We start from the raw sequence: 13462 nt of genomic DNA, 5'->3' as shown, positions 1-13462 counted from the left end.
AGCATTGGTGGGTGCCGTGCCTCCGTGCCGGCACATCTTAAATATGATCAATGATATCGATAGAATGGACCGGCAGGGACACCGGTCCCTACCAATATCCTGTAATTCACACGAGGGATATACCGATTCTCGAAAGTAATCACGGATTGTGAAGAGCAGTTCCCAGCAATTGGTAGCGCCGGCCTCCGTGCCGGCGAACAATTCACCAAACAAAGCAATAAGTTATCGCCGGCAGGGACGCCGGCGCTACTGATTCTTCCCATTGCAGGCATTGGATTCCGTCAAGACTTTCGATAACAGCTATAAACGACAGAATTTTTGGCACTGACTATAATTCCGGAAATTGCAGCCCGGCACCGTGTGAGCCTTGTTATAATGGGCACCCTTGACTATTCTGGGATTTGCCGGATCTTTTATCAGGAGTACTGCTGAAGAGGTCATTCCGCAATTAAAGTGCTCAGTGCTCACGGTCAAACCCGAAGGATTTGTTACCCCCGTTAAGATTGAGTAGGTCGGGATCAGTCCTTAGTTAACTGGAGATGCCATTTTGGCAAAGGATTCTCTATTACTCTCACTCCCTATGATAGCGACCCAATCATTGGGCCGGAAAACAAAATCAGCATCAGGATTTGCGTTGAGTCTTTCCTCTCTGATTACACCTACTACTGAAGCTCCCGTTTTCTTCCGAACTCCAATTTCACCTATCGATTTGTCAACGATCGGGCTTTCTGGGGACAAGAGAATCCACTGCAGATCGAACTGCTTCTCGGCGCCGCGGAGGTGAGACAAGATTCGGTAATCATCGTTATTGCTAAACCAATCAGCATAGAGCTCCTGGCGTACAGTATCGGTGTAGCGCTGGACTTCACTTGATGGCACCTGAAGACGAAGAAGAGATTGGTGGGTAATCTCCAGACTGGCTTCAAATTCTGGAAGTATAACGACTGAAACCCCAAGATTTTTCAAGAGATCGAAATATTCCGAGCTGGACGTTCTTGCGATGATTTCGATTTTATTGTTCAAACGTTGCGCCTGAATAATCGTCGCTCTTGCTTCTACAATTCCAGGAATTGTTACAATTAGTTGGGAAGCATCTTTGATTCCTGCTGCATCCAAGACAATTTCCTGACTAACGTCCCCATAAACCACTGTCATTCCGGCTTCTTTAGCTTGCTCTACCCGTCGGTGATCGAGCTCGACAATCACAAATTGCAGACCTAACCGCTTCAACACCTGTGCTATCTGGAAACCTACCCTACCCCCACCTGCAATAATCACGTGTCCGCGAAGTCCGCCAACTGGTATGTTTGAAGATTCCAGGGCTTCATGGCGAAACCGGCGTTTTTTGAGAGCGTAGAGTCTTGCCGTCTGACCCGATACGAGAGGTGTAAGCACCATAGTCAATATTGCGGCGCTCATTACGAACGAATATACGTCTTTATCAATGGAGTTGGTAGACACGCCTACTTGAGCCAAAACGAAAGAGAATTCTCCCACTTGAAACAAACCCAATCCGAGTGCCAAAGGAATCACATTACTATATCTGAAGAGTCTGGCAATGAAGGCGAATATCAGTCCCTTGCCTATGCCCACAACAAGCACCAAGAGAGCCAAAGATCCGAGATGTTCCATTATGAACGCGGGATCCAAAAGCATCCCTACAGATGTAAAAAACAATAAACCAAAAAGATCTCGAAGAGGAATAATGTCACTGAGGGCTTGATGTCCGTAGTCCGATTCATTCAGCACCATACCGGCAACAAATGCACCAAAGGCAAACGAGAGCCCGACCAGATATGTCAGATATCCCACTCCTAGACCGATTGCCGTGATTCCTAGCAAAAAGAGTTCTCTCGAACCGAGCTTTGCGATATGCGCCATTATTCCAGGCAACAACCTGCTCCCCAGCAAAATCATCCCGGCTATAAAGCCCGCTGCTTTTAATGCAGCCAGACCGAGCGCAGGAAGTCCAAGGGCAGGATTGTTAAGCTGGGGGAGAATTACCATCATTGGGATCACGGCCAAATCCTGGACGATAAGCATTCCTATCATCACTTTGCTTGAGAGAGTGCCCAGCCAACCCTGATTCATCAGCGTTTTGAGAATCACCATGGTGCTCGAAAGAGAGATGAGCGCTCCTAGCCACAGTGACGATTTCCAATCCCACCCCATAAAATGTCCTATGCCACTGCCAAGGCCAATTGTTAGGGCAATTTGGATTGGCGTCCCTATCAAAGCTATCTTCTTGACCGGTTTCAGGTCCTTGAGAGAAAACTCCAAGCCGAGAGCGAACAGCAGAAGGGCAATCCCGATTTCAGCAAGCAATTCGATTTGATGCACATTCGATACGGTAACACCATCTGTATGTGGTCCCAGAATTACGCCCGCTGCGATATAGCCTAGAATTAATGGTTGGCCGAGTCTCTGCAGCAATAATCCGCAGAAGAAAGCGACAACGACGAGGATGATTATGTCGGTTGCAATACCCATTATGATCCTGAACGTGAGTAAATCATGTCTTGGAGGGAAGCCGGACCGGAAAACGGGCGCACATCTACCCCTTGTTGCCGCAATTAGTCAAAGATGGAAACGAAGCCATTTTATCCAGTTAATACGGCTCTCCATTGAACTTAGTGAGCCTACCTCATCAAAGGTGTCCCGGTCAAGCAAACGGCCCATACAAGGAGCCGGTGAGCGAAGCGAACCGCATCGTTGATGCCAGAGCATCTGAATACCTGTCATTGCGAGCGAAGCGAAGCAATCCCTTGAAGGTACAGGATGTATCAGGAGATTGCCACGTCGCTCTGCTCCTCGCAATGACATGTCCCCGAGCGTCTCATCTCCGTTGATAATTGAAGGAATACCACTTTCTCAATAAAGGAAGGATGCCGTTTAGAAACTGTAAATCTTCACGAGCCCGTCTTTTCCAAGGCCAGGAATGTCATACTTCTAAGAACTTTAGAATCTAGCCTTGCTCGATTTAGCACGAGCCTTTATCCTGTACCAGGACGCTGCGAACCTCGTCCCTGGAGAAGACCGAGTTTGGATTCCATGGAAATTGAGGGCGTTGTGATGGATAAGAAAGTCGACAATGGGCAGCAGAAACAGGATCTGTGGGGAAGTCGGAGGGGATTGAGTCTTGACGCTCTCAAACGCGGATTTTTGGACCATCTCAGGTATTCGCAGGGGAGAATCCCCAAAATAGCCACGCTGAACGACCAGTACATGGCCCTCGCTTACACTGTGAAAGACCGGCTTCTCCATCGTTGGATTCGGAGTGCCGAGACCTACATGAAAGGCCGTCTTCGCGCTGTCAGCTATCTTTCCGCGGAATTCCTTCTGGGGCCACAGCTTGCCAACAATCTGATCAACTTGGGGATTTACGAAGAAGTTCGGGAAACCTTCGAAGCAGCGGGCGGGGATTGGAACGCCCTCCTGGAGCATGAACCCGAACCCGGGCTAGGAAACGGCGGACTCGGCCGACTTGCTGCGTGCTTTCTGGATTCCCTTGCCACTCTGCAGATCCCCTCCATAGGATACGGGATACGGTACGAATTTGGGATCTTCTCGCAAACCATTCAGGACGGCAAACAGATCGAGACCACCGATAAATGGCTGTCTTTGGGAAATCCATGGGAAAGCCATAGGCCGGAAATCGCATACGAAGTGAAGCTCGGTGGTCATACAGAGCACTTTCAGGACCAGGACGGGCGTCTTAGGATTCGATGGGTGCCAAGTCACGTGGTGAGAGGAGTGGCGTACGACACTCCTGTGCTGGGCTACAAGGTAAACACTTGTAACACGTTGCGCCTCTGGAAGGCAGAAGCTGCAGAATCTTTTGATTTTCAAGCGTTCAACGTAGGAGATTACTACCGCGCAGTTGAAGAGAAGGTCCATTCGGAAAACCTTACGAAAGTGCTCTATCCGAACGACGAACCTGCGCAAGGCAAGCAACTCCGTCTGGAACAACAGTATTTCTTTGTGTCCTGCTCCTTGCAGGACATGCTCAGAATATGTTCCATGGGGAATGTGTCAGCGACACGATTTCACGAAATTTTTTCAGTCCAGTTAAATGACACGCATCCCACTTTGGCGGTACCCGAACTCATGCGCCTCCTCATCGATGAACACGGAACCGAATGGGACGAGGCATGGGAGGTCACCCGGAAGACGTTCGGGTATACTAATCACACACTGCTGCCCGAAGCGTTGGAGAAATGGCCTTTACCATTGTTCCGCTCGCTTTTTCCCCGGCACGTGGAAATCATTTTTGAGATCAATCACCGATTTCTGGAAAAAGTTCGAGCGAGATACGTAGGAGATGAAGATCGTGCGGCCCGGATGTCCTTAATCGATGAGAGCGGAGAAAAATACGTCCGTATGGCGAACCTCGCGTCTGTCGGCAGTTTCGCTATAAATGGTGTGGCAGAGCTCCATACGGAGTTGCTGAAAAAGGATGTGCTCCGTGATTTCTACGAATTCTTCCCGGAAAAGTTCAGCAACAAGACCAATGGCGTAACCCCGAGACGTTTTCTTGTGTTGAGCAATCCGAGACTGGCAGATTTGATTACCCGAAGCATTGGAGATACCTGGATCAAGAACCTGGATCAACTCCGAAAACTTGAGGCTTATGTAGATGACAAAGACTTCAAGACAGAGTGGAGTCACGTCAAAAGGCTTAACAAAACTGATTTAGCCAATGCGATCCGTAATCATACCGGAATTGTCGTGGATCCGGCCTCGCTTTTCGATATCCAGGTGAAACGTCTACATGAATACAAACGACAACACCTTAACGTGCTGCATATCCTCACACTGTACAGCCTTTTCAAACGGAATCCGGACATAGATATTGTGCCACGAACCTTTATTTTCGGAGGAAAGGCTGCACCCGGATACTTTATGGCAAAGTTGATCGTCAGACTTATCACCGCAGTAGCGGATGTGGTGAACAACGATCCGGACGTACGAGATCGCATCAAGGTGGTGTTCTTCCCCAATTTCAACGTGAAGAATTCCCGGTTGATCTACCCTGCGGCAGATCTCTCCGAACAAATCTCCACTGCCGGCAAGGAGGCTTCAGGAACTGGTAACATGAAATTTTCGATGAATGGAGCGCTCACCATTGGCACTTTGGACGGTGCCAATGTGGAGATCAGAGAAGAAGTCGGTCCTGAGAATTTCTTCCTATTCGGGCTGACAGCCGAGGAGGTATATGACCTTAAATCTCGGGGTTATCAGGCACGTGCTCTATACGAAGGGAATGATCGATTGAAGGTTGTCATCGATCTAATCGCGTCCGGACATTTCTCTCCAGGGGACGCCGAATTGTTCAAACCTCTTGTGGATTCGCTGCTTTATCATGACGAGTACCTGCTGTTCGCGGATTATCAATCATACGTGGACTGTCAGGTCCGTGTCAGCCAAACATACAGAGATCAAGACGCCTGGGCACGAATGTCCATCCTCAATGCAGCTCGAATGGGAAAGTTTTCATCCGATCGTACGATTCGACAATACTGCGACGAAATCTGGAAGGTAAGCCCAGTGCCTGTAAGCCTCGAAAATGATGAAGAGGAATTGTGAAAAACGAGTCTCTACGAAGAATTGATGATTGCGCGTCACACCCTCCGCCTGCTTGAGGCATCGGGAGCTTGAAAATGAAAATAGAGATTCCACGACCGGCTCTTAAAGACAAAAAAGCGCTAGTGGTCGGGATTGCAAACGAGCACTCCATTGCCTACGGTTGCGCCACGGCTTTCCGTGAGGTGGGTGCTGAAGTGGCGATCACCTACCTCAACGAGAAGGCCAAACCTTATGTCGAGCCTCTGGCGAACGAACTGGGGGCAGCGATGTTCCTGCCTCTGGATGTCTCTAAACCCGGTGAATTGGAAGCAGTGTTCGAACGCATCGAGCGGGAATGGGGGCATCTGGATATCTTGGTGCATTCCATCGCATTCGCTCCTAAAGAGGACCTGCAGGGCGGGCTGCTGACCTGCTCTGCCAGCGGCTTCTCGCTAGCCATGGACATCTCTTGCCACTCCTTTATCCGCATGGCACGCCTGGCGGCACCTCTTATGAAGGATGGCGGGACCATGTTTGCCATGAGTTACCACGGCGCGCAAAAGGTGGTCCCCAACTATAACGTCATGGGGCCGGTCAAGGCGGCCCTGGAGGCGGTCTGCCGCTATCTGGCTTACGAACTCGGCCACCAGAAGATCCGTGTACATGCGATCTCGCCTGGTCCGCTCAAGACACGGGCAGCTTCGGGGCTAAAAGACTTCGACCGGTTGTTGAATGATGCGGTAGAGCGCTCACCGGTCGGAGAGGTGGTAGATATCATGGATGTCGGCTTTGCCTGCGCCTTTCTCGCGACGCCTTACGGGCGGCGCCTTACGGGTCAGACCATGTATGTCGATGGAGGCATCAACATAATGGCCTAAGGCATGGTCGGACTATCCTGAAACTGAAAATGGATTGGCTGCTCCAAAAAGGCAATCCGGCCTGTCGAGCTGTTCAGACGAAAGGAACGACAGATGATAGAGACCAGTGTCAACCCCATTCTTGGCAATCAACCGCTGATCGAATATCTGATCGATGCCGGACAGCGAACGGTGCTATTCTGGGATGCCATTCGCCAGCGGGGCAATCAGTACCTCGAGCAAATGGCCAAAACTGTACCCCATGTACTGCAATTCGATTATGAGTCGATCCTGGACGGAAGGACCCTGCCCAAGCCTGTTAATTACGGTATCATTAGAATTCGTCCACCACGAGGGGCAGTCATTGACGATCTTAAACGGCCTTTTGTGGTAATCGATCCTCGAGCGGGCCACGGACCAGGCATCGGAGGTTTCAAGGCCGAAAGCGAGATCGGCGAAGCCATGCGAGCGGGACATCCCTGTTATTTCATCGGGTTCGCACCGTTACCCGAACCGGGACAGACAATCGAAGCGGTGATCGAGGCCTGGGCTGTTTTCCTGCAGCGGGTGTCCGATCTGCACTCTGAGGCCGAGGGAAAACCGGTAGTGATAGGCAACTGCCAGGCTGGGTGGGCACTGATGATGCTGGCAGCAAAGTATCCCGAACTATGCGGGCCGATTATCACGGCGGGGTCACCGCTGTCTTACTGGGCTGGCGTTCGCGGAGTCAATCCAATGCGCTATACAGGCGGCCTTCTCGGCGGGAGCTGGCTGACTGCGCTGGTTAGCGATCTAGGGAATGGCAAATTCGACGGTGCTTGGCTAGTGCAAAACTTCGAGAATCTTAACCCGGCCAATACCTTTTGGTCCAAACAATACAACCTGTACGCCAACATTGATACGGAAGCCCCTCGCTATCTGGGCTTCGAACGCTGGTGGGGAGGACACGTGGTTTTGTCCGGGGATGAGATGCAATATATCGTGGACAATCTCTTCGTCGGCAACAAGCTCAGCAGCTCCGAGATGGTGACTGCCGACGGTGTACGGCTGGATCTGCGAAAGATCCGCTCACCCGTTGTTTGTTTGTGTTCCAAGGGCGACAACATCACTCCTCCGCAACAAGCGCTCGGTTGGATACTCGACTTGTACCGCAGCGATGAAGACGTTCTGGCTTCCGGTCAGACGATTGTCTACGTGGTGCACGAAACGATAGGCCATCTGGGGATCTTCGTTTCGGCCGGTGTTGCCAAGAAAGAGCATCAGGAGTTCGCCAGCAACATCGATCTCATCGACTGTCTGCCTCCCGGTCTCTACGAAGCAGTCATCCAGAGAAAAACACCGGATGCGGCACATATAGAGCTGGCAACCGGAGACTACATCTCACGTTTCGAGAGACGAAGCCTCGAGGACATTCGCGCTCTTGGTGGTAACACTCTCGACGAAGAGCGCTGCTTTGCAGCCGTGGCCCGGCTGTCTGAGGTGAACCACGGACTCTACCGTACCACAGCACAGCCGTTTGTTCGCTCCCTGGCAACTGAACAGAGTGCCGAATGGCTGCGTCGCATGCATCCACTAAGGCTAGGTTACGAGCTTTTCTCTGACCGTAACCCGGCAGTGCAGCCGCTGGCGTCGGTGGCCCAAATGGTGCGGAAGAGCCGTCTACCGGTCGCAGCGGACAACATATTCTTGCAGTGGGAGAAAATCTTCTCGGACTGGATGACGTGGAGCCTGGATGCGTTTCGGGATTGGCGAGACTTTCTTACGGAGCGCATGTTTTTCGGAATCTATGGACAACCCTGGTTGCAGGCTTTGCTTGGCCTCCGGGCAGAGGATGCTCCGCCAAGGCAACGTCCAGGTTTGGACAGCGATCACTTGGCCTTTGTCGAACGCCGGATCGAAGAGTTGCGAGCCAACATGGACAAGGGAGGGCCGCATGAAGCGGCGATTCGCGCGATGATCTATATCCGCATGCCGGAAAACGCGGCTGATGAACGGGCTTTCGAGATGCTCCGTAGGATCAGAGCGGAACAAGGCTCGGAAAAAAGCCTGGCCGAGTTCAAGCAAGAGGTTCGAGAACAGTATTATATGCTCCGGCTGGACGAAAACAGGGCAGTAGAGCTGATCCCCGAGTTGCTCAGAGGTCATGAAGACGACGCGGCACGACTACTGGAACACATCCGAAGGGTCGTCACCGCGGGTGGGCCGCTGCATGAGGAAGGGCAGAGACGTCTCGCGCAAGTGGAGGGACTGTTCGCTGCCCACCATCCAATTGAGCGTCCAGGCCCGCACTTGCAGGCGTTGCCAAGGGAGGTTCACCCAGATGATAACCAATAAGACATTCGATGAAATTCAAATCGGTGACACTGCCCGAATGCAGCGTACTTTGACCAAACAGGAGATCGATTTGTTCGGGCTTTTGTCAGGGGACATGAACCCGACGCATTTCAGCGACGAATACGCGCGAATGCTGCTGGAGCGCCACAAGCTGGTAGGCCACAGCATGTGGGGCGGGGCCCTGGTCTCGAGTCTCCTGGGAAATGAGCTGCCAGGGCCAGGCACGGTCTATCAATCCCAGAATTTTGAATTCCACAATGTGGTGGAACTCGGTGACATCCTCACCATCACCGTGACAGCAAAATCCAAGGATGCCACAGACGGCAGTGTGCTGTTTGATTGCCGGGTGGTCAATCAACGAGAGCAGGAAATTATCACCGGCGTTGCCAAAGTAAAGGCCCCCGCCAAGAAACCGGCAGATTTGGGATCACCTTACGCTACCATGCAACTGCACCGCAAAACCGCTTTCAAAAGGCTGATCGATCATGTCAAAGACTGGGAGCGGATTCCCACGGCAGTCTGCCATCCTTGTAGCAAAGAGGCGCTGGAAGGCCCTATCAATGCGGCCAAGACGAATCTGATCGATCCGATCCTTGTGGGACCGGAGACTAAAATCCGCGCTTTGGCCGAGAGCCTGAATCTGGAAATCAGTCCCTATCGTTTGGTTGACGCCCTACACAGTCATGATGCAGCGGCCAAAGCCGTGGCATTGTGTCGATCGGGCGAGGCCGAAGCGCTCATGAAGGGCAGCCTGCACACGGACGAACTGATGGGTGCGGTAGTTCCGTCGGCCACCGGGCTGCGCACCGAGAGACGGATCAGCCACGTTTTCGCGATGGACGTGCCTACTTATCCGCGACCGTTGTTCATCACCGATGCGGCCATCAACATCTACCCTACCCTGGAAGACAAGGTGGATATTCTCAAGAATGCGATTCAACTGGCCCACGCTTTGAACATTCCGCAACCGAAGGTAGCTATTCTGTCGGCAGTGGAGACGGTGAACCCTAAAATTCCAGCCACAATCGAAGCGGCTGCCTTATGCAAAATGGCGGATCGCGGACAAATTGAAGGAGCCATCATCGACGGTCCTTTGGCCTTTGACAATGCCATCAGCAAGGAAGCCGCCCTGATTAAGGGCATCCATTCCCCTGTGGCTGGTGAGGCGGACATTCTGCTGGCGCCCGATCTGGAAGCCGGCAATATGCTCGCCAAACAGCTTGCCTATCTGGGCAGAGCCGATTCGGCCGGCATTGTTCTGGGGGCGCGCGTCCCCATCATTCTGACCAGCCGGGCGGATTCGGCTGAAGCTCGGCTTGCTTCCTGTGCCGTTGCAGTGGCTTTTGCATATTGGCAGCGGAGTCATTGAAGCGAATTATTGGATTTCACCCTCGCTGGAATTAAGATTATTTTATATTGTGGGAGACAATGTACATGAAAAGTAAACGGTTTTTTGTTAATCCCTTCAGAATTATCAGCCCGAAGCTAGACGCTGAGGCAATGAGAGTCGATGAATCACATGCCGTGAAAGCGACCGAGATGACGTGCCTGGAGGAAGGCCTCCTGATTATGCTCGATAAGCTTATCGAAATGACTACCTTGATGCACAAATGTATGATCGAAGTGGACAGGGACAAGCTGGTCAAATTCGGTGAGCTGGCTGAGGAAATTCATGAAAAAGAGAAGGGTTTGACAGGCGATCTGGTGTGTTCGCCCTCAACCACTGGAGAGGTTCTGCGGACGCTCGTGCTGTTTCCCGGACATTTCGGAAGGATCGGAGACATGTTGGAACGTATCATTGAGGTGGCATCCGCTAAAGCACGGGACGGAATATACTTCAGCGAAAAAGCCCACGAGGAATTAGCCCGATTGCATAAAACGTTTCTGGACATCCTGTCGAACTTCAGAACAGTCCTAGTTAATCGAGACAGAGAACTTCTGGACTATGTGATATCGAAAGGTGAGACATTCAACCAGATGACGCTGGATTTTGCCCTCGCCCATAGGGATCGCTTGCTCGAAGGGCTGTGTTTTCCTAAAGCTTCTGCCCTTTACTTAAACATTCTGGATTCGGCAAAGGTCGCCAACGGACACATTATGGATATGAGCCGCTCTCTCGCGCAATTGGCCGATACATTGCGTGAGAGCCAAGTGACACATTGATCAATCAAATAGCAGATCAGTTATAAGGCTTACTGGAAATGCAGCGCCGGCGTTGCTAGAAGCCGGCTTCCCTTGCTGATTTCCCACAGGTTTCCAAAACAGTATTCCTCAGTTGGAGAAGTCGAAACGACGACTCGTCAGAAGACTTGTCCCAGAATTTGGTTCCTTCTTTGACCCAATCTTGTGCCGCTTTTCTGGCCTTCTCAGGCGCTCCTTTCATTTTCGGAGCGTACTGCTGTTTTACCTGTTCAAGGGCTTTTGTGCGCTCTCCTCCCTTTTGCTGACGGACAACCCTCTCACTTGCTTTCATGAAAGCAAGTACCGCATCACAGGGACTAAGTTCTTCCGGCTGTTTTGCCTTCTCTGGAGTGACTTCGGTCGGCATGGCGGCAAGTGGTCCTGGCGATGGCACCATGTTGGCCGCACGTTTCTTGAGCTCCTCTACTTCTTGAGTCAGCTTGGCCTTTTCGGTTTTTAGAGAAGAGATTTCCTCCTCAACTGCACCATATTTCTTTTTAAGCTCTTTGTTTTCCCCAGAGAGAGCTGCTTTAGTTTTATTCAAGTCGTCCAATTCCCGCTGCATTCGCGTATTTTTGTCTGAAAGAGCGTTCACGTCGTCAATTAGACGACTTTTTTCTCGGTTCAGGCTGGCAGTCTCCTCAGTCAATTTCTTGACGTCGGAGTTGAGCTTTTCAATCTGCTGCCTGGCGCTTTCGAGCTCCTCTTTATACCTCCCGCATCCCGAAACCATGAACAAGAGAATACCGATCATCAGGGCCCAGCAGAAGAAGTCATAAGGTGAGGGCATTCCCAATTGCCGTCTCGTTCGTCGAGTTAGATCGCAGATATTCACGCTCCCCCTCCTATCGCAAAGCATCAAAGTGATGACCATGATTCAATATTACTTGTGCGACCGAACCCTTTGGTCCGGAGTTCATGTGATTCTCTAATATAAACTTTATCTGCCACGCTATTATCCATTTGATCGAGCGGTAGCTTTCCGATCGGAGCTTTCTGCTTACATAGAGTACTATACTTGAGCCGGCCGAGGTTGTCCACGCAGAATTCGTCCTCAGTCGTGTGGCGGACGAACGGATATTTGTTCGAGGGATCATACGATTTTAACAGAGAATCGAGTGTTGCCCATTGACTGGCAGACCAGACCAGCACAATACCAGGCCTTTCCTGTCAGTTAACATAGTTACTCATATCTAGTATAGTTGCTACTAGTAATATAGCGAAAGTGGGAGAAGGCAGCAATGAAATATGAGCCAAAACTTGAGAAAGAAATTATGTGTCCTATCGAGCATGGGATTGGCATTTTTGGTGGCAAATGGAAATCGAGGATTATCTGTGTGTTATCTGTCAATAATGTAATGCGGTACAATGAAATCAAGAAAGACCTCCGCAATATTACTGACGCGGTACTTGCTGCAATGCTCAAAGAGTTGATTGCAGATGAAATGATCAATCGCAAGCAATATAATGAAATCCCACCCCGAGTAGAATATGCTCTTACTGAAATTGGAAGATCGGTACTTCCAATTCTCCAAAGCATTTGTGAATGGTCGAGGAAACATGCGAAAGAGGACTTAGACAAAAAATTACCTTCGTGCAGAAGTTGTGACCAACTATGATGCTTAACTCTTTAAAAACATAGTTACTAATTAAATTACCAGTATATTGACTCGCATAAGCAGCTCTATTATCCTTCAGTGATGGTTAAACCATACAAAGTTCATTATATGGAGGAATGTACTATGAGTGCAAAAGCATACCTGGAAATCACAATGGTTATTGACAACGCCAACCGTCCGGCTGCGGCTAAGATCTATGCGGAATACCGTCAGCCTTTCTTGACACAAATCAAAGGAGCGGTTTCCAAAGAACTGCTCATCCGTGATGAGGATGTTCAGGTGCTTCACGGATTTGATAGTGTCGAAAATGCAAAGTCCTATTTGGACAGTGAGATGTTCAAAAATGATGTCTTTATCGGCCTTAAGCCTTTATGGTCAGCAGACCCCGATGTAAAAATTTACGGCGTAGCTTGATCCCTTTGGTCTGCAATAAAAGAGGTTTTCGGAACAACGGTATAAGAAGAATCCGCTGTTTTGGCAGCCGAGCAATTGTGCGTCTAATCAGGAATATTTTTGGCCTGATACCAATGTGCTTTCATAGAGGGAATATTGAGAAAACCTGTTATTTGCCGGGACTGGATTTGCTCCCGCCGGTGGCGAGATTACTTCTTTGAACGCACATTGGTATGACGGCGGATTTGAAATAACATTCAAATCTGCTGTTTTTTTCCCAGCAACCACTCGTTGGCATCGCCGTCTATCAGTCTCAGATAATCAGCAAGAATTGGACGGTCTAATTTGAAATCCAACATTCGCCCGGGTCTTCGTACTCCGCATGCCTCGCGGGGCAAGATCGCAGGGCTATAAAACGGAAGAACCAGACCTCTCGTTCAAATCAGAGGTATAGATCGTTCATGTGGCTCCATTCTTTCACTGTGGTATGCAAGGCAAGGCGGATTCTAACTC

The 13462-nt window shown here is 50.5% G+C and carries 9 protein-coding genes; 7 read left to right on the top strand and 2 right to left on the bottom strand.

Translation table 11 applies throughout. The annotated features are described in order from the left end of the window. Positions 1-525 precede the first annotated feature (525 nt). Positions 526-2490: a monovalent cation:proton antiporter family protein gene (locus DESTI_RS25830; protein ID WP_014812906.1), complete on the bottom strand. Its 1965-nt coding sequence runs from the start codon at positions 2488-2490 to the stop codon at positions 526-528. Between the two features lie 582 nt (positions 2491-3072). Between DESTI_RS25830 and DESTI_RS25825 the strand changes: the two genes are divergently transcribed. From DESTI_RS25825 to DESTI_RS25805, 5 genes are all read left to right on the top strand, one after another. Further along, positions 3073-5586: a glycogen/starch/alpha-glucan phosphorylase gene (locus DESTI_RS25825; protein WP_014812905.1), complete on the top strand. Its 2514-nt coding sequence runs from the start codon at positions 3073-3075 to the stop codon at positions 5584-5586. A gap of 74 nt (positions 5587-5660) precedes the next feature. Continuing rightward, on the top strand, positions 5661-6443 hold the full coding sequence (fabI, locus tag DESTI_RS25820; RefSeq protein ID WP_014812904.1) for an enoyl-ACP reductase FabI: 783 nt from the start codon (positions 5661-5663) through the stop codon (positions 6441-6443). Between the two features lie 93 nt (positions 6444-6536). Continuing rightward, positions 6537-8756, top strand: a complete 2220-nt coding sequence (locus DESTI_RS25815) for a DUF3141 domain-containing protein (protein WP_014812903.1) — start codon at positions 6537-6539, stop codon at positions 8754-8756. Further along, positions 8743-10125, top strand: coding sequence for a bifunctional enoyl-CoA hydratase/phosphate acetyltransferase (locus tag DESTI_RS25810; RefSeq protein WP_014812902.1), 1383 nt, complete (start codon positions 8743-8745; stop codon positions 10123-10125). Before DESTI_RS25815 ends, DESTI_RS25810 begins: the two co-directional genes overlap by 14 nt. 65 nt (positions 10126-10190) lie before the next feature. Further along, on the top strand, positions 10191-10919 hold the full coding sequence (locus tag DESTI_RS25805; protein WP_041286508.1) for a Na/Pi cotransporter family protein: 729 nt from the start codon (positions 10191-10193) through the stop codon (positions 10917-10919). Between the two features lie 55 nt (positions 10920-10974). On the opposite strand, the gene DESTI_RS31015 is transcribed toward DESTI_RS25805, so the two are convergent. Beyond that, positions 10975-11490 (bottom strand): hypothetical protein, encoded by a 516-nt coding sequence (locus DESTI_RS31015; RefSeq protein ID WP_157212280.1) that lies wholly within the window; start codon positions 11488-11490, stop codon positions 10975-10977. 688 nt (positions 11491-12178) lie between these two features. Here DESTI_RS31015 and DESTI_RS25790 point away from each other — a divergent pair. After that, positions 12179-12556 carry a winged helix-turn-helix transcriptional regulator gene (locus tag DESTI_RS25790; RefSeq protein WP_014812899.1) on the top strand — a complete coding sequence of 126 codons (378 nt, stop codon included), beginning with the start codon at positions 12179-12181 and terminating at the stop codon, positions 12554-12556. Positions 12557-12679: 123 nt separating this feature from the next. Beyond that, positions 12680-12970 carry a hypothetical protein gene (locus DESTI_RS25785; protein ID WP_014812898.1) on the top strand — a complete coding sequence of 97 codons (291 nt, stop codon included), beginning with the start codon at positions 12680-12682 and terminating at the stop codon, positions 12968-12970. The last annotated feature ends 492 nt before the right edge of the window (positions 12971-13462 follow it).

It is taken from the genome of Desulfomonile tiedjei DSM 6799 (assembly GCF_000266945.1).
GTDB classification, from domain to species: Bacteria; Desulfobacterota; Desulfomonilia; order Desulfomonilales; family Desulfomonilaceae; genus Desulfomonile; species Desulfomonile tiedjei.
This window is presented reverse-complemented; position numbering and strand designations above follow the sequence as displayed.

Excerpts from the sequence above, each read along its gene's own strand:
- DESTI_RS25790 (WP_014812899.1), top strand. The coding sequence starts at position 12,179 with ATGAAATATGAGCCAAAACTTGAGAAAGAAATTATGTGTCCTATCGAG.
- DESTI_RS25825 (WP_014812905.1), top strand. The coding sequence starts at position 3,073 with ATGGATAAGAAAGTCGACAATGGGCAGCAGAAACAGGATCTGTGGGGA.
- fabI (WP_014812904.1), top strand. The coding sequence starts at position 5,661 with ATGAAAATAGAGATTCCACGACCGGCTCTTAAAGACAAAAAAGCGCTA.
- DESTI_RS25815 (WP_014812903.1), top strand. The coding sequence starts at position 6,537 with ATGATAGAGACCAGTGTCAACCCCATTCTTGGCAATCAACCGCTGATC.
- DESTI_RS25805 (WP_041286508.1), top strand. The coding sequence starts at position 10,191 with ATGAAAAGTAAACGGTTTTTTGTTAATCCCTTCAGAATTATCAGCCCG.
- DESTI_RS25830 (WP_014812906.1), bottom strand. The coding sequence starts at position 2,490 with ATGGGTATTGCAACCGACATAATCATCCTCGTCGTTGTCGCTTTCTTC.
- DESTI_RS25785 (WP_014812898.1), top strand. The coding sequence starts at position 12,680 with ATGAGTGCAAAAGCATACCTGGAAATCACAATGGTTATTGACAACGCC.
- DESTI_RS25810 (WP_014812902.1), top strand. The coding sequence starts at position 8,743 with ATGATAACCAATAAGACATTCGATGAAATTCAAATCGGTGACACTGCC.